The sequence below is a fragment of the uncultured Lacinutrix sp. genome (genome assembly GCF_947500605.1).
Classification (GTDB): Bacteria; Bacteroidota; Bacteroidia; order Flavobacteriales; family Flavobacteriaceae; genus Lacinutrix.
On sequence record NZ_CANMSJ010000004.1, the window covers coordinates 244,889 to 266,780 of the forward strand.

A 21,892-nucleotide genomic window follows, 5' to 3' on the forward strand; every position below is an offset into this window, starting at 1 on the left:
GCTTTATTTTTATATAGATTTCTATAATGCTTAAAACTTGATTTTTAAAGCTTCAAATAAATGACTCATTGTCCAAGCTGGACCAATCATTAAAAATTGAACATCTTTTAAAAATGACGGTTTTTTTCCTTCGTGATTATGTCCAACAAATTGTACAATCCAAGCGATTACAAAAATAGCAACCATTATCACCCAAACAGGTGCAATATTAGAGTTTGCAATTACATTTATTCCCAACAAGACTAAAGCTGAAAAAAACAACATCCCAACAAAAAGCGTTACAGATAAACGTAAGTAATAAAACAAACCCAAAACTATAATTAAAGTCCCTAAATGCATAAAAGGAGCTAATCCAGTTGGTACAACTTCCTGCAAAGAAGAACCTATTGGTATAGCCGAAAACAAGCCAATAAGACTAAAGAAAATAGCAGGAACACAAAAATAGTGTACAATTTTATTAAATTTTGTTTGGTGGCTTTCACCATATTCTGATAAAAGACTATCTATTTTTCTCATACTATTATTTATTAAATGAATGGTTTCAAAATAACCTCCAACAAAAATATGTTATTTTTACTTTAAATTTACGACAGAACTTTTACATGGAAAAATATTTAGACATTATAAAAAATGCCTATTCTGGCTATTGGAATTATCTTAAAAACGAAATTATAACAATAAACCATTGGGATAATTACTTCTATGGTTTAATTTTTATTTCAATTCTAGTTTGGATTCTTGAAATCGCATTTCCCTGGAGAAAAGACCAATCTATTTTTAGAAAAGATTTTTGGCTAGACACCTTTTACATGTTCTTCAATTTTTTCATCTTAAACCTTATAGTACTTATTGCTTTAACAGATACTACTGCCGCATTTTTTAATGATATTTTAGGTTTAGTTGGGCTTTCTGTTTCAAGTTTCCAATTGTTTGATGTCGATAACTTACCATTGTGGTTAGGCTTGTTTATCTTTTTTATCGTGAGCGATTTCACCCAATGGAACACACATAGATTACTACACCGTTTTACTTGGCTTTGGAATTTTCACAAAGTACATCATAGCGTTAAAGAAATGGGCTTTGCGGCTCATTTACGCTACCATTGGGCCGAACCTATACTCTACAAATCGTTACTTTACATTCCTATTGCTATAATTGGAGGATTTGACGCGCAACATGTTGCTATTGTTCATTTCTTTAGCATTACAGTAGGCCATTTAAACCATGCTAACTTAGGTTGGGATTATGGCATTTTAAAATATGTTTTTAACAATCCGAAAATGCATATTTGGCATCATGCAAAAAAATTGCCTGAACACGCAAGGTTTGGAGTTAATTACGGACTGACATTAAGTACTTGGGATTATCTTTTTAAAACAAACTATATACCACATAATGGTAGAGATATAGAACTTGGTTTTGATGGAGACGAAACATTCCCAAAAGATTTTATTAGTCAAGAATTATACCCATTAAAAAAATGAGATATTTAATAGTATTAGTATTTGCTTTAGTTTTATCATCGTGTTCTAGCACCAAGAAGATAGTAGAAAACACTCCAAAAGAAGAGCCTAAAGAAGCGGTTGAGGTTGAGGCTAAAGTTAAAACTGAAACTATATTACAAGCTGAAGAAATTCCTGCCGCAACTGAAGTTCCAATAGAAGTTGAAGTTACTCCTAAAGTTAAAGAAACTACTATACAAGAAACTATAATTGCAAGCACCGAAGCTTTTAACCACAATGAGTGGAATAAGCTACTAGCTCAACATGTATCTGATGCAGGAAATGTAGACTACAAAAGCTTTAAATCTAGTAGAAAAGCACTAACCAATTACATTACATCGTTAGGAACAAGCATGCCTAATAACAGATGGATAAAGGAAGATAAACTGGTTTATTGGATTAATGCTTACAATGCTATGACAGTAGATTTAATTCTTAGAAACTATCCATTACAAAGTATAAAAGACATTAAAGATCCTTGGGAACAACGTTTATGGAAACTAGGTGATAAATGGTATAATTTAGAAGAAATAGAACACCAAATACTTAGAAAAATGGATGAACCAAGAATTCATTTTGCTATTGTATGTGCATCATTTTCTTGTCCTAAATTACAAAACGAAGCCTTTACAGCTTCAAATTTAGAAGCCCAATTAACAAATGCTACTAAAGAGTTTTTATCTGATAAAAATAGAAATGATATCTCTGAGAACAACCTTAAATTATCTAAAATATTTAAATGGTTTAAAAAAGATTTCGAACAAAATGGCTCTTTAATAGACTTTTTAAATAAGTATTCGGTTATTTCGATTTCAGAAAAAGCAAACAAATCGTATTTAGATTATAATTGGGACTTAAATAACTAAAACTTTGTCATTCCTTCGAAGGCAGGAATCCACAAAACAAAAAACTTAAAAGTAGATTCCTGCCTTCGCAGGAATGACAGAAGGTGAAGCTTATGATTTCAATAGTAATTCCTATTTTAAATGAAGCCGATACTATTGAAAAACTCCTTTTTCATTTAATAGACAATGCTTCGTTGCAAAACATACAAGAAATTATTGTTATTGATGGAGGCAGTACAGATGGCTCGCAAGAAATAGTAGAAAATTTAGATTTAAAAGTCAGGCTTATCCATTCTAAAAAAGGAAGAGCCAAACAAATGAATATTGGCGCAAGTGTAGCAAGAGGTGAGATTTTATACTTTTTACATGCCGATTCTTTTCCTCCAACTCATTACGACAAATATATTATAGATGAAGTAAAACAGAACAATCAAGCAGGTTGTTTTCGTTTAACTTTCAACAATAACCATTGGTGGCTACGTTTAGCGAGTTGGCTTACACAATTTTCTTGGCGTGCCTGTAGAGGCGGTGATCAAAGTCAGTTTATAACAAAAGCTTTATTTGAAGATATTGGTGGTTTTAATGAAAGTTATACCATTTATGAAGACAACATCTTAATTAATGAGCTTTACAAACGTAACGAATTTGTTGTTATCAATAAAAAAATAGAAACATCTGACAGGCTCTATAAACGCCATGGAATCTGGAAGTTACAATATCATTTTTGGGCAATTTATTTAAAAAAATGGTTTGGAGCTAGTGCAAATGATTTGCATGTTTATTACAAAAAAAATATTGGTTAATATTTTTTAGTTTACTAAAAATCAATATTTTTAAGATTCAATAACAGAATCTAACCATATTATAAAAATGAATAAATCGCTCAAAATCATTCTTAGTATTTTATTAATAAGTGTACTTACAAGCGTTGTTTTATATAAGAAACACTTAAAAAAACAAGTTAGAATAGAACAACAAGAAAAGGCAAACGAAGTAGCTCGTGAAAATTTTAAACAGCAAAGAGAACTAAAAATTAAGCTACAAGAAGAAGAACATTTAAGAATCTTAGACTCTGCTAATGTTGCTAAACAGCAACAACTTAATGACGGTTTAAAAAAACTTAGGGAAGCTAAAATAGAAATTGAAAAAGAATTAAAAGAGAGTAATTAACAGGCTGTTTACTCCTCTTTCTTAAAAATATTGTCCAATACCAAAAACTAATCCTTGTGTTTCTCCTTTGGTAACGCCAAAACCATAATCAATTCTAAAAATAGCATTAAATATGCGTTTATGTATAAAACGTAAACCTAAACCAGGAAAAACTCTAATGTTTTGCGACTTCCCAAAATCACCAAAATCACCTCCCGGATTTCGCCAAGAACCAGCATCTACAAAGGCATTACCTTGAAGCGCAAACCAGCTTTTATCATAAATTGTATGCCTATATTCGGTATTAACTACAACAGCTCCTGTACCTCTATCTATAGTATTACCTACGCCTCTTAAGTTTAAATTATTATCCACAGAAAATGGTGCAAAAGGAGTCTCGTCGTTAGATGAAAAACCAATACGCACTCTACTCGCCCAATTTCCTTTATCTCCTACTCTTTTATAAAAATGGAAATCGTTCCAAGCAATAATAAACTCTGGTAAATCATTACTCATAGAAGTAACATATTGTGCATTAAATATGCTTTTAAAACCTGAAACGTATTGATAATAGTAATCTAGATTGTTATATTCATAAATACCTTTATACAATAGCTTCTTAACAGATAATTCTTGTGGTACAGATGGATTAGTTGCACCACTTAAATAATTATATTCTTCTAAAAAATAGTTAATTCCAACCTCAAAACGGTTTTTAAAGTTAGGTTGGTATAATGCAAGAAGTTCATAAGATTTGTTTCGGTATTTATAGTCTGATGTTGTATTATCGAAAAAAACCGGTTCTTTTGTATTTAAATCTTGATGATTAATAGCTAACCCTAATTCTCTGCTAAATAGAAATGGAGCTCTTAAATTAAGACCATAAGAACTAAATATATCTTTTTGATAAAAACCTCCAAATGTAATATTCTGTCCAAGTGCATTAAACTCATACAAGCCTAATCTGTATGCAAACTCATCATCGTTAGTAGTATAGATATTAACAGAAGGTATAATCGTAAAATTCTCTTCAATATTATAAAACACATTATAGTTATTTTCCTGAGAAAGAAACACTTGATAATAAGCATGTGCCACACCAGGCAAACGTTTTAATCTCTTTATATCTTCATCTAAAATTGTAGAATCTAAAGACACTCCTGCTCTTGCTTTAGATAGTTTTTTTACAAATGAAGACTTAAGTTTTTTATTACCTTGAACCTTTAAATCTAAAATCACTTTTTCTTGTGCAAAAGTAGAATTTAAAAAAAATCCAAATAAAAGAAGGATAACTATACTATATTTCATTGTGTGTTAAAAGCTTTTTGAGACACTAAATTAACCCAATTATCTAGACTAACATCCATTAATGTAAAGTTATAATTTGTATTGTTTTCTAATTCCGGAAAACCTTCAGTTATATTTAAAACCACATTTGAAGTATCGTAAAATTTAAAATTATTTTCATAAGTATAAGTTCCAGAGACAAGATCATTATTAACTTTAGAAACAACTTGAAAGTATATAGCATTATCTCCAACTACATTTGCTTCCCATGAAAAATGAGGCATTAATGTTTCATCTAAATCAACAGTAATATTAGCATTCCAAACAGTTGGCTTATCTATTTGTTTTGTACGAATAGGATTGGAGATTTTAATCTCATTATTTAATTCGTATGTAATAATTATCCATTTTTCTACGGAAGATTGTGTAGTAAACTGACCTAAATAACCATTGAAAAAAGGCTCACTTTCTAAAACAAGATGCTTGTATTTAGTATACTCGAATTTATTAACTGTTACTGTTTCTGTCTCATAAAAACGAATATCTGTTGCTCCTACTTCTGGATAATAAAAAGTTAAAATAGTATTACTATCATTTATATCACTAGCAGCACAAGCAATTACCGATCCCATTTCTGTAATTCGATTTTTCAAATACTCAGACAACACATTTGAATCTAGTGCGCCATCATCGTCATTAGAGCACGACACAAGAACTAAACTAATTAATATGAATGTTACTATTCTCATTTCAGTTTTTCAAAATGTGATTTAATTATTTTTTCTACAGGCTTGTTTTGTGGTGTAAATCTATTATCGTTTTCTCCACCAACATTAGCATGATCATGAAACCATTTCCATATAAAACCACCTGCAAACCAATCTTCTTTCCAAAAAGCATCGAAAAGAGCTATAGTAGCATTGTTCTGCGCTTCAAGATTTACAAACCCTTCACTTCTATCAGATTTCCAAGGTTCTTTGCCTGTATAATCTATACTTCTATACCCATATTCTGTAAACAAAATAGGTTTTTTATGCCTATCTGAAACCTCTTTTATTACTGGCTTATGTGTTTTCCATCCTTCTAAACACTCTTTTACAGTTGGTGTTTTGCTGTCGCTAACAGGAAAGTAAGCATCTACTCCAATATAATCTAATTCGCTCCAAAAAGGTGTGCGTTTAAACTCATCCCAATTTGCAGCATATGTAAGTTTCCCTTTGTAAATCTTTTTTATATCTACAATTATTGTATTCCAAAACGCTGGTCTATTACTTACAAATTGCTCTAATTCTGTACCAATACAAAAAATGTCTGCATTAATATCTTGAGCCAACTTAGCATACTCTAAAATAAAACCAGAATAAGAATCTTCTAATTTTTTCCAATTAGCTTCGGTTTCCATTTTTATATAGCCAGTAAACTGACCTCTTGATACCCAAATTTGAGGTTTAAGCATTATTTTTACGCCTTTAGCCTCTAAACTTTTTGCATACTGCTCTACACCTAATCTACTTTCTCCATACCACTGTTGTTTGGTATTGTAAATAACTTCTGGATTATTTAAATTTTTAATAAAACCAAAAGGCATTACCGCTGCAAAGTTCGCGTTAATTTCTACCACAGGATTTACGTGCTCTTCTGTAATTGCCGTTCTAGAAGAAACAAAACTTACACCATTTATCTTAGTTTGTGATGTGCAAGATTGCAACATGCAAACTAGAGATAGAAAAAGGAGATTAAAGTATTTCATAGAGTTAAATTATTCACGAAATATAAGAAAAAGATCCCGCTAATAAAGCGGGATATTTTATCTGTACAATTTTATTTAAAATGTAACTTATTAGAATAAAGCTCTAACACCTAAGCTAAAAGTATTCCCTAAACCTTGAAAATTGTTACCTCTTACAATTTTACCATAAGATGCTTCAAGATTTAATGTTTGTGTTAATTGGTATTTACCACCAAAACCTAATTGTGTATAATTTTGTTCGAATTCGTTACCCAAATCAATTAAAAAAGCCTGTTGAGCATTTACAAATAATGTAGACTTAGCTGATGGAAAATAACTTAAAAAAGCACTTACAGGTAAAAACAAACTGTTGTTAGCAAAACGCTCACCTATATTAACAGCATCTCCACTTTCTATGGCATCTGTACTAGATTCTCCAAAGTTAAATCCAAAATCGGCTTCTGTAAATATTTGCCAGTCTCCACCACCAAATGTTTTATCGTAGAAAAATTTAGTTTCCCAAAATGTACTTCTTTTATCTAAATATGCAGAAACTGCTTCGTCTTTAAATATTGGTAAGTAAAGAGAACTAGTAATAGAAAAATTAGGCACACTTGCAAAAGGCTGAACTCTTATAGATGGTGCAATAGTTGTAAAACCACTTCTGGAATCTGTACCATTATTATCGAAATCGAAAACACTAAATGCGCTTTGTCCTCCGTAATTATTTGCTCTAACCTGTACAATTAAACCAACGTTAATTCTAGAATTATTACTTACACCTGTATAAATCTCTGTAGTATTAGTGAAAAAATTTTGTCTATCAATATCAAAAGATTCTCCTGTACCTTCTCCTGTACTTTTTGTTTGTGTATAAAGGCTATTAAAAAATTTAATATCCCATTGCCCTTTATTTAATAATTTACTAGGTGTAAATTCTTGAACATTACTTCTTGTAGTTCCTTCATCTTCTTGCGAAAATCCTAAAAAGTTAATCGTTAATATTAACGTTAGTGTTATAATTTTTTTCATTTTTCCTGGTTTTATTTTTTGGTCTTAATTATTATTGTTTATTTATTTTCCAATCGTATTCAAAATATGTTAACTTATAATCAGCAGGTATTTTCTCTTTTCTAATAGTATTAATATATTCTATCTCTGTTTTACCATTCATAGTGAAATCTTCCTTATACCATTCTAAAATTTTAGAACCTTCAACACGCTTCTTTTTAGCATTTACTTTAATAAAATAAGTGCCATTTAGAGCTAATTCAGCTTGCTTTTGCAACTGAGCTTCTAACGTATTTGGCATATAGGCCTTGCTAATTAATGGAGGACAACCAACAGCTCCACATACTAGAACAAAATGATAACGAGGATCTTTAAATTGTGCTCTTAAAAGCTTATGCTCAATATCGTTTAGCACTATACTTTTACCTCCTAAACTGTGTTTTGTTTTATCAAAAAAACCTTTATCATCTAAAGGTGATTTTGATGGATAATTATCTATTAATCCTTTAATTACAGATAAATTATAAGCGTTTATCCAAAAAGCTTGATAGTCTTTAGTATCACTCTTAGTTACACTAATACCATCTGCTGTTTTTAACACTTCATCTAGAGAGCTTCTATCCTTTTTAATAGCATCATAAGCTACTTTTCCGTTTAAAACATTCGCTTTAAAAAAAGCATCTGCTTGCTTAAAAAATGTGTCTAAGTTTTGTGCTTTCGCGGAAAAGCCTCCTAATAAGATTAATGCTACTATTATTATTTTTTTCATATTACTATTTGTTTTAATCCTTAATATAATTCTGAAGAAGTTTCAGATAAAATTCACTTTCAATTTGTTATAACTTTTGCTTCAGTCTTAGAAACTTCTAGAAACTTTCAAAAAAATATTAAAAAAATTCTCGTCTCATTGGCTTAAAAAACCTTACAAAGAGGCCTAATTTATATCTATTCTAAATATCTCTTAAAGATTAAGTTTTTATCTTGTAACACGACCTAGTAAGAATAGAATTAAAAAAACAAACCAAAATATGGAACACGTAGTTATTATAGGAAATGGAATTTCGGGTGTAACTGTTGCCAGACACATTAGAAAAAATTCTGACAAAAAGATCACCATCGTTTCTGCCGAAACCGATTACTTTTTCTCGCGTACTGCATTAATGTACATATATATGGGACACATGAAGTTCGAGCATACGCAACCTTACGAGAATTCGTTTTGGAAAAAAAATCGTATTGAACTTAAAAAAGGTTTTGTAGAAACAGTAGAAACAGCATCTAAAACACTTCGTTTTGCTGGAGGAGACACATTACAATACGATAAATTAGTAATTGCAACTGGTAGTAAACCAAACAAGTTTGGTTGGCCAGGACAAGATTTAGAAGGAGCACAAGGCTTATACAGCAAGCAAGATCTTGATAGTATAGAGCGTAATGCTCCAGACAATAAAACCTGTAAACGTGCAGTAATTGTTGGTGGTGGATTAATTGGTATTGAATTAGCCGAAATGTTAAATTCTAGAAGCATACCAGTTACCTTTTTGGTAAGAGAAGATAGTTTTTGGAATGGTGTTTTACCTAAAGGTGAAAGCGCCATGATTAACAGACATATTAAAAACCACCATATAGATTTACGCTTATCTACTAATTTAAAAGAAATAAAATCTGACGAAAACGGAAAAGTAAAATCTATAGTCATTACAGAAACAGGAGAAGAAATAGAATGTAATGTTGTTGGTTTAACTGCTGGAGTTGCACCTAATATCGATTTTATTAAAACGTCTAATATTGAAACTAATAGAGGTGTTTTAGTTAACAGACAGTTAGAAACAAATATTCCAGACGTTTATGCTATTGGTGATTGTGCAGAGCAACGCGATGGAGGTATTGGACAACGCAGACCAATTGAAGCCGTTTGGTACACTGGGAGAATGATGGGAGAAGTATTAGCACAAACCATATGCGGTAATACTATGGAATACAAGCCAGGTCATTGGTTTAATTCTGCTAAATTTTTAGATATAGAATATCAAACTTACGGTTGGGTATTTGCAAAACCAAGAGAAAATGAAGCACATTTTCATTGGAAACACGACGACGACACAAAATGTATTACTGTATGTTACAGCACAACAGACAATACCTTTTTAGGAATTAACACTTTTGGAATTAGAATGCGACACGAAACATTCGACCGTTGGTTAACCGAAAAACGAGATGTAGATTATGTAATAAAAAATCTAAAAGAAGCCAACTTCGACCCAGAGTTTTACAAGCATTTTGAAAAAGAAATTATAGCAACTTACAATAACCAATTACAAACAGTATAATCCAATAAAATGAGTAATAAAATAGATCACAGTATGTCTTTAGCGTCACCAGATGCTCTAAACATAACTACAAAGCAAAAAATAGCCTTAGCCGCTGGTTTGGTTGGATTATTTATACTAATACTAGCTATCTTTAATGTAGACTTCCCTAATAGAGCTGTTTTTTTAGCAGTATCGCTAGGTCTTATTATTGGCGGTACAGCTGTATATTCTAGAGAAGCCTACCTTACAAAACTAGAAGGTATAAAAAACGATGGTGTTTGGTTTAAATCCATATCCTCACGTGGTGTTTTAGGTTGGGCGTTAGGTATCTTTTTAACCTTATTTTATATTGTACTCTACTTCTATCCTGAGTTTTTAGGCTTGGGTACAAATGGAGCTGAAAACACAGGTTTAGTTGCACTTTTCGATCCTTTAAGTAATCTTTTAAGTGGTAATAATGCCAGCCAATGGTTTGTTTACGGTACATTATATACTGTTGCAATTTTAGCCTTTGGTTATAAATTCATGCTTAAATACAGGCATAACCGCTACCAACAATTACGTACAGGTTCCGTAATGTTTTTTCAAACTGCATTCGCTTTTGTAATTCCAGAATTAATGGCACGTTTAAATTCAGACGACTTTTCATTACCATATAACGACCTTAAAAACATGTGGCCTTTAAATTATTATGCTTTCGATCAATGGAGAGTAGATCAATTTATAAATGCACAAACTGTTGGATTATTTTTCTTAATTCTAGGTATTGTTATGGTTTTTGTAATCTCTCCATATTTAACATACAAATACGGGAAACGTTGGTATTGTTCTTGGGTTTGTGGTTGCGGTGGATTAGCAGAAACAGCTGGAGATTCTTTTAGACAATTAAGCGATAAAGGTGTTAAAGCATGGAAGTTTGAAAGATGGATGATTAACTCTGTCTTAGTATTTTCTATAGTAACAACAGTTGCAGTTATCTCAACATACTTAGGTTACGACTCAGAAAAATACTGGTTTACAAAAGGTGTGTTTTTAATTAGCATTGGTGTATTTTTAACAGTCTTATTTGCTGGAATATTATATTATAAAAGAGAAGAATTAAATAAAAGCGCATTAAGAGGCGCAGTTGGTTACTATATTTTAACTATAGCTTTCTTAATCTTCTTTTCGTTTTTCGACTTAAGTCAAATAAAAATTAATGCTAGTTATTTCTCTTTTGGTTTAAACCAAAACACCTATAATTTCGATAGCGCATTAAGAAGCTTCTACGGTTTTGGAATTGGTTCTATCTTTTCTGGAGTTATTGGCACAGGATTCTATCCTATTTTAGGAAACAGAGCTTGGTGTAGAATGGGTTGTCCAATGGCAACTATTATGGGAATCCAACAACGTTTATTCTCAAAATTTAGAATTACAACAAATGGAGGACAATGTATCTCTTGTGGTAACTGTTCTAACAGTTGCGAAATGGGAATAGATGTACGTGCATACGCTCAAAAAGGAGAAAACATAGTACGTTCTAGTTGTGTAGGTTGTGGTGTTTGTAGCGCTGTTTGCCCTAGAGGTGTATTAAAGTTAGAGAATGATAGTATGGATGGAAGAATTAATCCGACTGAAGTATTATTAGGAAACGACGTTGACTTAATGGACTTATTAAATAAGAACTAAGTTTTTGCTTTTACACACTTTAAATTAAAATGAAAAAAATACTATTTATACTAGTAATGCTTATCTGTTTTAACGCTTTCGCGGAAAAAACCTACTCAAAGACTTACTATAACGATGGTGTGCTAAAAGCCGAAGGTTGGATAGAAAATACTGCTAAAACAGACTATTGGAAATTCTACTACCCAAACGGAAGCCTAAAAAAAGAAGGTTTATTTAATAATAACCTACACACTGGTTTTTGGAGCTTTTATCATGAGAACAATAAGATAGAAGCTCAAGGTACTTTTATTAACAATAAAAAAAGCGGCTTCTGGCAAGAGCATTTTACCAATGGTAACTTAATGCAAGAAGGCATTTATAATAATGGGCTTTTTATTGGTTACTGGAAATTCTATCACTTTAGTGGTAAACTAAAAAAAGAAGGTAACTTTGCAAACGGAAAACCTGTAGCATATTGGGCAAACTATTATAATAATGGTAACCTAAAATCTGAAGGTCATTTTAAAAACGGACAAGAAAATGGTTTTTGGTCTTATTATTTCGAGAATGGTAAGCTAGAAAAAAAAGGCGATTATAAATCTGGAATAGAAACCAACTATTGGAAATTTTACAGAAATAATGGCACTAAAGAAAAAGAAGGTCATTTTGTAAATGGTGCAAAAGCCAATTGGTGGTTGTTTTACGATGCTATGGAAAAAATAAACCATAGATGCCAATTAAAAAACAACCAAAAAAATGGTTATTGTTTAATGTACAAGCATGAAAATCTAGTAGCTGCAAGTAAGTTTTCCGAAGGAAAAAAAATTAAAACGTGGACAGATTTAGCCACTTTTAAGAAAGAAAATAAATTAAGTGATCTTAAATAAATGCCCAAAATAAAAGTCATTATTCCTGCTTATAACGAGCAAGACTCCATTGCAAATGTTATTAGAGACATTCCAAAAACTGTAGAAGAAGTTATTGTTATAAATAACAACTCTACAGATAATACGGTTATAAATGCTAAAAATGCAGGAGCAACAGTACTTACAGAAAACAATAAAGGTTATGGTTATGCGTGCTTAAAAGGCATGGATTATATTGCTAAACTTAGTGAAAAACCAGATATTATTGTTTTTCTTGATGGTGATTATAGCGATTATCCAGAAGAATTAACAAAACTTACAGCACCAATAATAAATGACAATATAGATTTTGTAATTGGCTCTAGAGTTAAAGAACTTAGAGAAGGTGGCTCAATGACACCGCAACAAGTATTTGGTAATTGGCTAGCTACATTTTTAATGTCACTATTTTTTAACGCCAAATTTACAGACTTAGGTCCTTTTAGAGCAATAAAATACAACAAGTTAGTAGCGCTCAACATGGTAGACAAAACCTATGGTTGGACAGTAGAAATGCAACTAAAAGCCTTAAAACAAAAACTCACCTATATAGAGATACCTGTTAGATACAAACAAAGAATTGGTGTATCTAAAGTATCAGGAACAGTAAAAGGCAGTATATTTGCAGGCTTTAAGATATTAGGATGGATTTTTAAATACAGTTTTAAAAAGTGATTTATTTAAATTTAGTTATTATTATTATTTATTCGGTAGCACTTGTGCTTATTTTCATGTACGCCTTGGCTCAACTGAACCTGCTTGTTAATTACCTTTCTGCACAAAAAAAGAAAGCTAAAACACCTTTTTTAGATTTTAATAATCCAGACAAAGTACCTTACGTTACAATACAATTACCTGTTTTTAACGAAGAATACGTAATGGAGCGCTTACTTAAAAACATTGCGCTTATGGATTATCCTAAAGACAAGCTAGAAATTCAAGTACTAGACGACTCTACAGATAATACAGTAAAAACCACAAGTGCTCAAATTAAAGCATTAGAAAAACAAGGATTGGACATCGTTCATATTTGCAGAACTAATCGCGAAGGTTTTAAAGCTGGTGCTTTAAAAGAAGGTTTAAAAATTGCAAAAGGTGAGTTTATTGCCATTTTCGATGCCGATTTTCTACCTCAAACAGATTGGTTAAAAAAAACTATCCCACATTTTACAGATGATAATATAGGTGTTGTACAAACACGTTGGGGACACATAAATAGAAACTACTCTACGCTAACAAAAATTCAAGCCTTTGCTCTAGACGCACATTTTACTCTAGAACAAGTAGGCAGAAACTCTAAAGGTCATTTTATTAATTTTAATGGTACAGCAGGTGTTTGGCGCAAAGAATGCATTTTAGATGCAGGAAACTGGGAAGGAGATACATTAACCGAAGACTTAGATTTAAGTTACAGAGCACAACTTAAAAACTGGAAATTCGAGTATCTTGAAGATGTTGTAACTCCTGCCGAATTACCAGTGGTTATTAGTGCTGCACGCTCTCAACAATTCCGTTGGAATAAAGGTGGTGCAGAAAATTTTAGAAAAATGATGTGGAGAGTCTTGAAAAGCAAGAATATTTCTCCAAAAACAAAATTACACGGTGTATTACATTTGCTAAACAGCACCATGTTTTTAAACGTACTTATTGTTGGTATTCTAAGTATCCCAATGCTATATATTAAAAATGAATATGCACACTTAAAACCATACTTTTATGTTATGAGTTTCTTTGTAATAAGCACCATCATTTTCTTTGTTTGCTATTGGCACATGTACAAACGCTCTTATGGCGGTGGGTTTAAAAACTTTATAAAATATATTGGCATGTTTTTTACCTTTTTCTCTATTGCAATGGGCTTTAGTTTACACAACTCCATAGCTGTTATAGAAGGACATATTGGAAAACGTAGTGAATTTGTGCGTACACCTAAATTTAACATCAAGACACTTAAAGATAGCTGGAAAGGCAACAAATATCTAAAAAAGAACATCTCAATAAATGTTATTTTCGAAGGTCTATTAATGCTTTATTTCGCATTTGGAATGTACAGTGCATTTATTGTTGGAGATCAAGGTGGCGATTTTGGTTTATTCCCTTTCCATCTTATGCTTTTTATTGGTTTTGGCTTTGTGTTTTTTAAATCGTTGACATCTAAAGCTTAATTTTATTTTGGGAGTTTACAGATAAAAAATCTGCACCACGCTTTCCGCTATATCTTTTTTGCTTTTAGTGGCAAAAAAGGATGCCGCATCAATCGTTAACGCACATACCAATGTTCAGCTCTTAAATTAAAAACGTAGCTTTAACCGTGTTTAATTCAATTCTATTTAAAACAAAAAAACTACCGCTATTATTAGTCTTAATAAGCGCAGTACTTTATAGTCTTTTTGCTTATAATTTAGAACGCACAGCACACCTTAAACTTATAGTCTTATATACTGCCTTATTCTTTATATTTTATAAACTTGTACAGCTAAACAAAGATAATTTTAAGTTTTTAGCACTTGCAGCTTTTATATTTAGAGCACTATTTATACTAGCAATTCCTAATCTTTCTCAAGACTTTTATAGATTTATTTGGGATGGACGCATTATTCTAGAAGGCCTTAATCCCTACCTCTATACTCCAGAATTATTTATAACAAATAATCAATTTCCAATTGCGCAAGCTGAAGAGTTATATGCTGGCATGGGAGCATTAAACGGAAGTCATTTTACAAACTATCCTCCAATAAATCAGTTGTGTTTTATTATCGCTGGTATTTTCGCCAATAAAAGTATTGTTGGAGCTGCTATGGTTTTAAGATTACTAATTATTGCTGCAGATTTTGGAACACTCTATTTTGGTAAAAAACTATTAGAAAAACTAAACCTTCCCGTTCACAATATTTTCTGGTTTATACTTAATCCGTTTATAATAATTGAGCTTACAGGTAACTTACATTTTGAAGGTGTAATGGTCTTTTTTCTTGTCTGGAGTTTATACTTATTACATTGCAATAAATGGAAATGGGCTGCTGTTGTTTTTGCTCTATCAATTACAACTAAACTAGTTCCGCTTATGTTTCTACCTTTATTCTTTTGGTGGTTTTCGAAGCGAAACACAACAACAAACCAAACAGAATTATCTCTTAATAATATCAAAGACAAAAAGCAAGTTCCCATTTTCGAAGGCATTACAAAATTAGTCGCTTTTTACTCCATTATAATACTTACAACACTGCTCCTTTTTACTCCATTTTTCTCGACTCAATTTATAAATAACTACAGTAAAACTGTTGGTTTATGGTTTGGTAATTTCGAGTTTAATGCAAGTATTTATTACATTGCTAGAGAAATTGGTTACCGGTTTAGAGGTTATAACGAGATTGCTATAATTGGCAAAGCACTTCCTGTTATTACAGTTTTATATATTCTGTTTTTATCTTTTTTTAGAAAAAAAATAGATACAAAAAAACTAATTACTGCAATGCTTTTTAGTTTTACTGTATACTTATTTTTAAGTACAACGGTGCATCCTTGGTATATTGCAACCATTCTAATTTTAAGCGTATTTACTAATTATAAGTTTCCTTTAATATGGAGTTTTATTGTTATAATTAGTTATCTCGCGTATGCAAATGCAGATAACACCGAGAATTTATGGGTTATTGGCTTGGAATACATGGTCGTTTTTAGCGTCTTTATTTGGGAAGTTTTTATAACAAAAAAAAGACTACCAAAAGGCAGTCTTTAATTTAACTTAAGATTTAAAATCTATTACTTTTTAATTTTTTCTAATTTTGTAATTGTTAGAATTTCAGTTTCACTTTCAAAACCATCTTCATCTTCTTCTGTTTCAATTACAATTGTATAAGTTACTTTCATGTTAGTACCAATTAATGCTTCAGATTTTAAATCGAATGCTTTTAAAATATCTGCATTAACATTTTGAAACGTTATTGTACTTTCGTCTTCATCGTCGTTAGTAAAAATAAAATTATATCCGTAATCTTCAGCACCATCGAAAATAGCTGAGATTGTTTGCTCTTCTTGAACTATAGAAACTCTTTTAGTTTCACCTTTAAAACTTGATAGCGTTAACATAAAAAAAGCTACCATTACTACTTGTACTATATTTTTTGACTTCATTTTGAATAGTTTAATTGTTATTTAAAAATCTTTGATAACTATACTTTACTTCTAGTAAAACACCGTAATCTCTTGCCTAAAATAGTGGTATAATATGTTCGCTTTTTATCGTTTTAATGTTATTAAAATAGTTCTATTTTTAAAAATCGTCATCGCTTTCATCCATTTCTGGATCTTGCACAGCTTCTGGATCGTTATCATCGAAGTCTTCGTAATCGTCCTCGTCGTAATTATCCATAGTAACTTCTAACTTTGCACTTACTTTTACCAAGTATTTTGTGTCTTCGGTAATAAGCTCTACAGCTTCAATTAACTCATTTTTTGCATTCTTAAAAGAGACTACATCGCGATCATCATAACCATCAGGAAACTTTTCGACTAACATTGCCAAAATTTCTGGAGTTAATTTTTTAAAGTCTACTATAACCCTCTTTAAATGTTCGTGTCTGTTTTTCATTACTTATTATTTTTAATTCCGCTTTAGCGAAACCGTCATCTTATTTTATATAAAAATACTATTTACTATTATCAATTCTCACAACATTGTAAAAATCTTTTCGTCTATCCTTTAAGTTTTTAACTGCACCAAAAGAATGCAATTCTCTTAGCAAACTTAAATCTACGTCTGCAACTAAAATCATCTCTGTATTTGTAGTTGCTTCGGCCTTAATTCCATTACTTGGAAACGAAAAGTCGCATGGTGTAAATACGGCAGATTGCGCGTATTGGATGTCCATGTTATTTACATTTGGTAAATTACCTACACTTCCTGCAATGGCAACATAACACTCATTCTCTATGGCTCTTGCCTGTGCACATAAACGCACACGAGAGTAACCATTTTGAGTATCTGTTAAAAACGGAACGAAAAGAATATCCATACCTTCGTCTGAAAGTAATCGAGACAACTCTGGAAACTCCGAATCGTAACAAATTAGTATCCCTATTTTACCTGCATCTGTCTCAAACGTTTGTAACTTATTTCCACGCTGCATTCCCCAAACTTTAGCTTCGTCTGGTGTAACATGTATTTTTTCGTAACGTTCTAAACTTCCATCTCTACGACATAAATAACCTACGTTAAAAAGGTTATCGTTTATTAATTCTGGCATACTACCAGTAATAATATTAATGTTGTAAGAAATAGACAATTGCTGCATTCTCTCTACAATTACCTTAGTATATTTCGCTAATTCTCTAATAGCATCTGGCTCGTGTAAATGGTTATACTTAGCCATAAGCGGTGCATTAAAAAACTCTGGAAATAGTGCAAAATCCGATCTGTATGCCGCAACACTATCTACAAAATACTCTACCTGTTGCATTAGCTCTTCTAAGCTATTGTAGGTACGCATTTGCCATTGTATTAAACCTAATCTAACAACAGTTTTTACTGTACTTGCCTTCTTATTTTGCTTAACATAATAAACATTATCCCACTCCATTAAAACAGCATATTCGTTTGATGCTGTATCACCTTCTAAATAACCTTTTATAATTCTTAAAGGATGGAAGTCGTTAGAAATTTGAAAGTTTAAAACTGGATCATGAATTTCTTTACGCTTAACCTTTTCTATATATTCCTTCGGCGTAAGCTCACTTTGAAACTTATGATAGTTTGGCATTCTACCTCCAAAAACAATTCCTTTTAAGTTTAATTCTTCGCAAACTTCTTTTCTATAATCGTATAAACGTCTACCTAAACGCAAACCTCTATATTCTGGCTTAATAAAAACATCTATTCCATAAAGCACATCACCATCTGGATCGTGGTTTTTAAATTTATCGCCTTCAATAATATCGGCATAGGTGTGGTTGTCTTCAATCTTATCGTAATCTACAACAAGAGACAAAGCACAACCAGCCAATTTTCCATCGATTTTTATAACTACTTGTCCTTTTGGGAAAATAGTAGTTAAGCGAGCGATGTGATCTTTCTTCCAAAAAGAATCAAGTACACCACCATAAGACTCAAGTGTTGCCGATTTTAATTCCTCAAAATCGTCAACAGTTAAGTACTTTAATTCGATATTTTCTATTTTATGCTCTTCCATTACTCACCTAAAAGGTATGCAAATATTAAAGGTGCAACAATTGTAGCATCACTTTCTATTATAAATTTCGGAGTATCTATATCTAGTTTTCCCCAAGTAATTTTCTCGTTTGGCACTGCTCCAGAATACGAACCGTAACTTGTTGTAGAGTCACTTATTTGACAGAAATAACTCCAAAATGGTGTTTCTGGACGCTCCATATCTTGGTATAACATTGGTACTACACAAATAGGGAAATCTCCTGCAATTCCGCCTCCAATTTGAAAGAAACCAATTCCTTTAGATGAATTATCCGTATACCAATCTGCTAAAAATGTCATGTACTCAATACCAGATTTTACAGTACTAGCTTTAAGTTCGCCTTTAAGTACGTAGCTTGCAAAAATATTACCCATTGTACTGTCTTCCCAACCTGGGCAAACAATAGGTAAGTTTTTTTCTGCTGCAGCATACATCCACGAATCTTTTAAATCTATTTCGTAGTATTCTTCTAAAACACCAGATAATAACATTTTATACATGTATTCATGTGGTAAAAAACGCTCACCAGCAGCTTCTGCATCTTTCCAGATTTTTACAATATGCTTTTGTAATCTTCTAAATGCTTCTTCCTCTGGAATACAAGTATCTGTAACACGGTTTAAACCTTTTTCAAGTAAATCCCACTCATCTTGAGGTGTTAAATCGCGATAGTTGGGTACACGCTTGTAATGTGAGTGCGCAACTAAATTCATGATGTCTTCCTCAAGGTTTGCACCTGTACAAGAGATAATTTGCACTTTGTCTTGTCTAATCATTTCGGCAAAACTTTTACCAAGTTCTGCAGTACTCATAGCTCCTGCAAGCGACACTAACATTTTTGCACCACTTTCTAGTTGTGCTTCGTAGCCTTTTGCTGCATCAACCAAAGCTGCTGCATTAAAGTGTAAATAATGTTTTTCTATAAACTGTGAAATTGGTCCTTTAGTACTCATCGTCTTCGTTGTATTTGGCACTGTTATTTTTTTCTTTTAAAGTAGTGAATTCATTTTCATAATCGTCTTCGGCATCTTCTTTTTCAAATTTGTAGCTCAACATTTTGTAGTACAATTTAGCTGCTAAAAAATCTGAAGATTTTTCATCTTTATTAGGGCATAATTCTACAATATCAAATCCTACAACATTTTTCTCCTCGAAAACCTGCTTTAAATATTCTAAAGTTTCGTACCATAATAATCCGCCTGGCTCTGGTGTTCCAGTACTTGGCATAATTGAAGGATCGAAAACATCTAAATCTATAGTAATAAAAATATTTTCTGTCATCTGGTCTATTGAAGAGTCCACCCAAGTATCATCGATAGCCATTTCATGAGCAAAATACGTTTTTTCTTTGTCCATAACCGTAGTCTCTATAACATCCATAGAGCGAATACCAACTTGTATTAAGTTTGTAGTCTGGCTAGCTTCGTAAACTGCACAAGCGTGGTTACATTTAGAGCCTTCGTATTCTTTACGCAAATCTGCATGCGCATCTAATTGCAACACAGTAAGATTTGTATACATTTCGTTAAAAGCACGAATAGTACCTATAGAAATTGAATGTTCACCTCCAAAAACAGTAACAAACTTATTCTTTTTTATGTAGCTTTTTGTCGCCTTATGTACTGCTTCTACCATTGCTTCTGGAGAAGAGTTCTCAGTTACAGCATCTGCAAGATAAACACCTTGCTTGTAAACTTCTGTTTCTGTTTCAATATCGTAAAGCTCCATATTTTCTGATGCATTTAAAAATGCTTCAGGACCTTTATCTGCTCCTTTTTGCCAAGTACTAGTACCATCGTAAGGCACAGGAATTAATACGATTTTTGCTGTTTCAAGTTTCGAAAACTCTTCCGAAATACCTGCATAAGTTTTACTTTGCATAACCTAAAATTTTAAGTAAGTCTTCACTTTTTTGTTGTTCACTAAATAGTTTTGTTGTTATATTTCCGTCTTCATCCTTATCTATTAAAATGTGTTTTGGCGACGGTATTAAGCAGTGTTGCAAACCTCCAAAACCACCTATAGTTTCTTGGTATGCACCTGTGTTAAAAAAGCCAATATATAATGGTTTTTCTTTGTTATATTTTGGTAAATAAATAGCATTCATATGCTGTTCACTATTGTAATAATCGTCACTATCGCAAGTTAAACCACCAAGTAAAACACGCTCGTAACTAGATTCCCATCTGTTAAGAGGTAGCATTACAAAACGCTTGTTAATAGCCCAAGTATCTGGTAAAGTTGTGATAAAAGAAGAATTTATCATGTTCCATTTCTCACGATCATTTTGTTGTTTTTGGTAAAGAATCTCGTAAATAGCTCCTCCACTTTCTCCAACTGTAAAGCTTCCAAACTCTGTAAAAATATTTGGTACGTCTACACCTTCTTCTTCACAAGTTGTTTTAATTTGATTTACAATTTCGTCTACTAAATACTCATAATCGAAATCGAATACTAATGAGTTTTTAATAGGAAATCCGCCTCCAATATTTAAGCTATCTAAGCTTGGGCAAATTTTCTTTAAGCTTGTATAAACCTTTAAACATTTCTGTAATTCGTTCCAGTAATAGGCGTTATCGCGAATTCCTGTATTAATAAAGAAGTGTAACATTTTAAGGTTTACTTTTTTATTATCCTGAATTTGATTCTTGTAAAAAGGCACAATATTCTTATATCCAATTCCTAGACGTGACGTGTAAAACTCGAATTTTGGTTCTTCTTCTGATGCTATACGAATGCCAATATTATACTTTCCTTTTACTTCTTCAGACAATAAATCGATTTCCTCATAATTATCTATTATTGGAATACAGTTTTTTTGTCCGCCGTTTATCAACCTTGCAATGTTTGTTATGTATTGCTCACGTTTAAAACCATTACTTATTATAAAAGTATCGTTATTTATTTTGCCTTCAGCCTTAAGGTTTTCTACAATGTCAATATCGAAAGCAGATGATGTTTCAATATGAATATCATTTTTTAAAGCTTCGTTTAAAATATGTTTAAAGTGTGAACTCTTAGTACAGTAGCAATAGTTATAATTACCTTTATAATTATGCTTTTCTATTGCGTTTGCAAACCATTGTTTTGCACGCTGAATGTTATTAGATATTTGTGGTAAATAAGTGAATTTTAAAGGTCCACCGTATTCTTCTACTAATTTCATAAGGTCTATACCATGAAATTGTAGTTGGTTTTTTTCTAGTTTGAACTCCTCTTGTGGGAAATCGAAAGTTTGATTGATTAAATCAATATATTTAGTATTCATTATTATTTAATAAAAATGTTAAAATTGA

The 21,892-nt window shown here is 31.7% G+C and carries 22 protein-coding genes; 10 read left to right on the forward strand and 12 right to left on the reverse strand.

Annotated elements, in window-relative coordinates; translation table 11 throughout:
- Positions 1 to 30: 30 nt before the first annotated feature.
- On the reverse strand, positions 31 to 516 hold the full coding sequence (locus Q0935_RS08155; RefSeq protein ID WP_299384424.1) for a DUF962 domain-containing protein: 486 nt from the start codon (positions 514 to 516) through the stop codon (positions 31 to 33).
- Between the two features lie 86 nt (positions 517 to 602).
- Here Q0935_RS08155 and Q0935_RS08160 point away from each other — a divergent pair, with 86 nt between their 5' ends.
- From Q0935_RS08160 to Q0935_RS08175, 4 genes are all read left to right on the forward strand, one after another.
- A complete protein-coding gene (locus Q0935_RS08160) occupies positions 603 to 1,484 on the forward strand; it encodes a sterol desaturase family protein (protein ID WP_299250742.1) in 882 nt (293 codons plus the stop codon).
- Entirely contained in the window at positions 1,481 to 2,368 is an 888-nt protein-coding gene (locus Q0935_RS08165) for a DUF547 domain-containing protein (RefSeq protein WP_299384429.1), read from the forward strand. The genes Q0935_RS08160 and Q0935_RS08165 overlap by 4 nt, the downstream gene beginning before the upstream one ends.
- 92 nt (positions 2,369 to 2,460) lie before the next feature.
- The gene (locus Q0935_RS08170) at positions 2,461 to 3,150 is read left to right on the forward strand and encodes a TIGR04283 family arsenosugar biosynthesis glycosyltransferase (RefSeq protein ID WP_299384433.1); all 690 of its coding nucleotides are present in this window, start codon (positions 2,461 to 2,463) and stop codon (positions 3,148 to 3,150) included.
- Between the two features lie 67 nt (positions 3,151 to 3,217).
- On the forward strand, positions 3,218 to 3,517 hold the full coding sequence (locus tag Q0935_RS08175; RefSeq protein WP_299384437.1) for a hypothetical protein: 300 nt from the start codon (positions 3,218 to 3,220) through the stop codon (positions 3,515 to 3,517).
- Between the two features lie 21 nt (positions 3,518 to 3,538).
- On the opposite strand, the gene Q0935_RS08180 is transcribed toward Q0935_RS08175, so the two are convergent.
- The 5 genes from Q0935_RS08180 to Q0935_RS08200 all read right to left on the reverse strand — a co-directional run bounded on the left by Q0935_RS08180 (position 3,539) and on the right by Q0935_RS08200 (position 8,292).
- On the reverse strand, positions 3,539 to 4,804 hold the full coding sequence (locus Q0935_RS08180; protein ID WP_299384442.1) for an outer membrane protein assembly factor: 1,266 nt from the start codon (positions 4,802 to 4,804) through the stop codon (positions 3,539 to 3,541).
- Complete coding sequence (locus Q0935_RS08185) at positions 4,801 to 5,532, reverse strand: hypothetical protein (protein WP_299384448.1); 732 nt, start codon at positions 5,530 to 5,532, stop codon at positions 4,801 to 4,803. Before Q0935_RS08185 ends, Q0935_RS08180 begins: the two co-directional genes overlap by 4 nt.
- A complete protein-coding gene (locus Q0935_RS08190; RefSeq protein WP_299384452.1) occupies positions 5,529 to 6,533 on the reverse strand; it encodes a glycoside hydrolase in 1,005 nt (334 codons plus the stop codon). Before Q0935_RS08190 ends, Q0935_RS08185 begins: the two co-directional genes overlap by 4 nt.
- Before the next feature lie 90 nt (positions 6,534 to 6,623).
- A complete protein-coding gene (locus Q0935_RS08195; protein ID WP_299384455.1) occupies positions 6,624 to 7,544 on the reverse strand; it encodes a hypothetical protein in 921 nt (306 codons plus the stop codon).
- 31 nt (positions 7,545 to 7,575) lie between these two features.
- Positions 7,576 to 8,292, reverse strand: coding sequence for a DUF547 domain-containing protein (locus Q0935_RS08200; RefSeq protein WP_299384457.1), 717 nt, complete (start codon positions 8,290 to 8,292; stop codon positions 7,576 to 7,578).
- Positions 8,293 to 8,551: 259 nt separating this feature from the next.
- Here Q0935_RS08200 and Q0935_RS08205 point away from each other — a divergent pair, with 259 nt between their 5' ends.
- The 6 genes from Q0935_RS08205 to Q0935_RS08230 all read left to right on the forward strand — a co-directional run bounded on the left by Q0935_RS08205 (position 8,552) and on the right by Q0935_RS08230 (position 16,126).
- The gene (locus Q0935_RS08205) at positions 8,552 to 9,853 is read left to right on the forward strand and encodes an FAD-dependent oxidoreductase (protein WP_299384461.1); all 1,302 of its coding nucleotides are present in this window, start codon (positions 8,552 to 8,554) and stop codon (positions 9,851 to 9,853) included.
- 9 nt (positions 9,854 to 9,862) lie between these two features.
- On the forward strand, positions 9,863 to 11,503 hold the full coding sequence (locus Q0935_RS08210) for a 4Fe-4S dicluster domain-containing protein (RefSeq protein WP_299384466.1): 1,641 nt from the start codon (positions 9,863 to 9,865) through the stop codon (positions 11,501 to 11,503).
- Positions 11,504 to 11,532: 29 nt separating this feature from the next.
- Positions 11,533 to 12,369, forward strand: a complete 837-nt coding sequence (locus Q0935_RS08215; protein ID WP_299384469.1) for a toxin-antitoxin system YwqK family antitoxin — start codon at positions 11,533 to 11,535, stop codon at positions 12,367 to 12,369.
- Positions 12,370 to 13,062, forward strand: coding sequence for a glycosyltransferase family 2 protein (locus Q0935_RS08220; RefSeq protein ID WP_299250718.1), 693 nt, complete (start codon positions 12,370 to 12,372; stop codon positions 13,060 to 13,062).
- Complete coding sequence (locus tag Q0935_RS08225) at positions 13,062 to 14,552, forward strand: cellulose synthase family protein (RefSeq protein WP_299384662.1); 1,491 nt, start codon at positions 13,062 to 13,064, stop codon at positions 14,550 to 14,552. The genes Q0935_RS08220 and Q0935_RS08225 overlap by 1 nt, the downstream gene beginning before the upstream one ends.
- Positions 14,553 to 14,698: 146 nt before the next feature.
- Positions 14,699 to 16,126, forward strand: coding sequence for a mannosyltransferase (locus tag Q0935_RS08230; RefSeq protein WP_299384474.1), 1,428 nt, complete (start codon positions 14,699 to 14,701; stop codon positions 16,124 to 16,126).
- A 23-nt stretch (positions 16,127 to 16,149) separates the two neighbouring features.
- Here Q0935_RS08230 and Q0935_RS08235 read toward each other — a convergent pair whose 3' ends face one another.
- The 6 genes from Q0935_RS08235 to Q0935_RS08260 all read right to left on the reverse strand — a co-directional run bounded on the left by Q0935_RS08235 (position 16,150) and on the right by Q0935_RS08260 (position 21,864).
- The gene (locus Q0935_RS08235; RefSeq protein ID WP_299250714.1) at positions 16,150 to 16,521 is read right to left on the reverse strand and encodes a hypothetical protein; all 372 of its coding nucleotides are present in this window, start codon (positions 16,519 to 16,521) and stop codon (positions 16,150 to 16,152) included.
- Positions 16,522 to 16,660: 139 nt separating this feature from the next.
- Positions 16,661 to 16,978, reverse strand: a complete 318-nt coding sequence (locus tag Q0935_RS08240; protein ID WP_299250712.1) for a hypothetical protein — start codon at positions 16,976 to 16,978, stop codon at positions 16,661 to 16,663.
- A 58-nt stretch (positions 16,979 to 17,036) separates the two neighbouring features.
- Positions 17,037 to 18,575, reverse strand: a complete 1,539-nt coding sequence (locus tag Q0935_RS08245) for a carbon-nitrogen hydrolase family protein (RefSeq protein ID WP_299250710.1) — start codon at positions 18,573 to 18,575, stop codon at positions 17,037 to 17,039.
- Complete coding sequence (locus tag Q0935_RS08250; RefSeq protein ID WP_055434856.1) at positions 18,575 to 19,549, reverse strand: deoxyhypusine synthase family protein; 975 nt, start codon at positions 19,547 to 19,549, stop codon at positions 18,575 to 18,577. The genes Q0935_RS08245 and Q0935_RS08250 overlap by 1 nt, the downstream gene beginning before the upstream one ends.
- On the reverse strand, positions 19,539 to 20,477 hold the full coding sequence (speB, locus tag Q0935_RS08255) for an agmatinase (protein WP_299250706.1): 939 nt from the start codon (positions 20,475 to 20,477) through the stop codon (positions 19,539 to 19,541). The genes Q0935_RS08250 and speB overlap by 11 nt, the downstream gene beginning before the upstream one ends.
- On the reverse strand, positions 20,467 to 21,864 hold the full coding sequence (locus tag Q0935_RS08260; RefSeq protein ID WP_299250704.1) for an arginine decarboxylase: 1,398 nt from the start codon (positions 21,862 to 21,864) through the stop codon (positions 20,467 to 20,469). The genes speB and Q0935_RS08260 overlap by 11 nt, the downstream gene beginning before the upstream one ends.
- Positions 21,865 to 21,892 lie beyond the last annotated feature (28 nt).

Bases quoted from the DNA above. Each gene is read 5' to 3' on its own strand.
- Q0935_RS08205 (WP_299384461.1), top strand. From the start codon at position 8,552: ATGGAACACGTAGTTATTATAGGAAATGGAATTTCGGGTGTAACTGTT.
- Q0935_RS08180 (WP_299384442.1), bottom strand. From the start codon at position 4,804: ATGAAATATAGTATAGTTATCCTTCTTTTATTTGGATTTTTTTTAAAT.
- Q0935_RS08220 (WP_299250718.1), top strand. From the start codon at position 12,370: ATGCCCAAAATAAAAGTCATTATTCCTGCTTATAACGAGCAAGACTCC.
- Q0935_RS08250 (WP_055434856.1), bottom strand. From the start codon at position 19,549: ATGAGTACTAAAGGACCAATTTCACAGTTTATAGAAAAACATTATTTA.
- speB (WP_299250706.1), bottom strand. From the start codon at position 20,477: ATGCAAAGTAAAACTTATGCAGGTATTTCGGAAGAGTTTTCGAAACTT.
- Q0935_RS08200 (WP_299384457.1), bottom strand. From the start codon at position 8,292: ATGAAAAAAATAATAATAGTAGCATTAATCTTATTAGGAGGCTTTTCC.
- Q0935_RS08240 (WP_299250712.1), bottom strand. From the start codon at position 16,978: ATGAAAAACAGACACGAACATTTAAAGAGGGTTATAGTAGACTTTAAA.
- Q0935_RS08155 (WP_299384424.1), bottom strand. From the start codon at position 516: ATGAGAAAAATAGATAGTCTTTTATCAGAATATGGTGAAAGCCACCAA.
- Q0935_RS08195 (WP_299384455.1), bottom strand. From the start codon at position 7,544: ATGAAAAAAATTATAACACTAACGTTAATATTAACGATTAACTTTTTA.
- Q0935_RS08165 (WP_299384429.1), top strand. From the start codon at position 1,481: ATGAGATATTTAATAGTATTAGTATTTGCTTTAGTTTTATCATCGTGT.
- Q0935_RS08245 (WP_299250710.1), bottom strand. From the start codon at position 18,575: ATGGAAGAGCATAAAATAGAAAATATCGAATTAAAGTACTTAACTGTT.
- Q0935_RS08160 (WP_299250742.1), top strand. From the start codon at position 603: ATGGAAAAATATTTAGACATTATAAAAAATGCCTATTCTGGCTATTGG.
- Q0935_RS08190 (WP_299384452.1), bottom strand. From the start codon at position 6,533: ATGAAATACTTTAATCTCCTTTTTCTATCTCTAGTTTGCATGTTGCAA.
- Q0935_RS08210 (WP_299384466.1), top strand. From the start codon at position 9,863: ATGAGTAATAAAATAGATCACAGTATGTCTTTAGCGTCACCAGATGCT.
- Q0935_RS08215 (WP_299384469.1), top strand. From the start codon at position 11,533: ATGAAAAAAATACTATTTATACTAGTAATGCTTATCTGTTTTAACGCT.
- Q0935_RS08185 (WP_299384448.1), bottom strand. From the start codon at position 5,532: ATGAGAATAGTAACATTCATATTAATTAGTTTAGTTCTTGTGTCGTGC.
- Q0935_RS08170 (WP_299384433.1), top strand. From the start codon at position 2,461: ATGATTTCAATAGTAATTCCTATTTTAAATGAAGCCGATACTATTGAA.
- Q0935_RS08235 (WP_299250714.1), bottom strand. From the start codon at position 16,521: ATGAAGTCAAAAAATATAGTACAAGTAGTAATGGTAGCTTTTTTTATG.
- Q0935_RS08260 (WP_299250704.1), bottom strand. From the start codon at position 21,864: ATGAATACTAAATATATTGATTTAATCAATCAAACTTTCGATTTCCCA.
- Q0935_RS08175 (WP_299384437.1), top strand. From the start codon at position 3,218: ATGAATAAATCGCTCAAAATCATTCTTAGTATTTTATTAATAAGTGTA.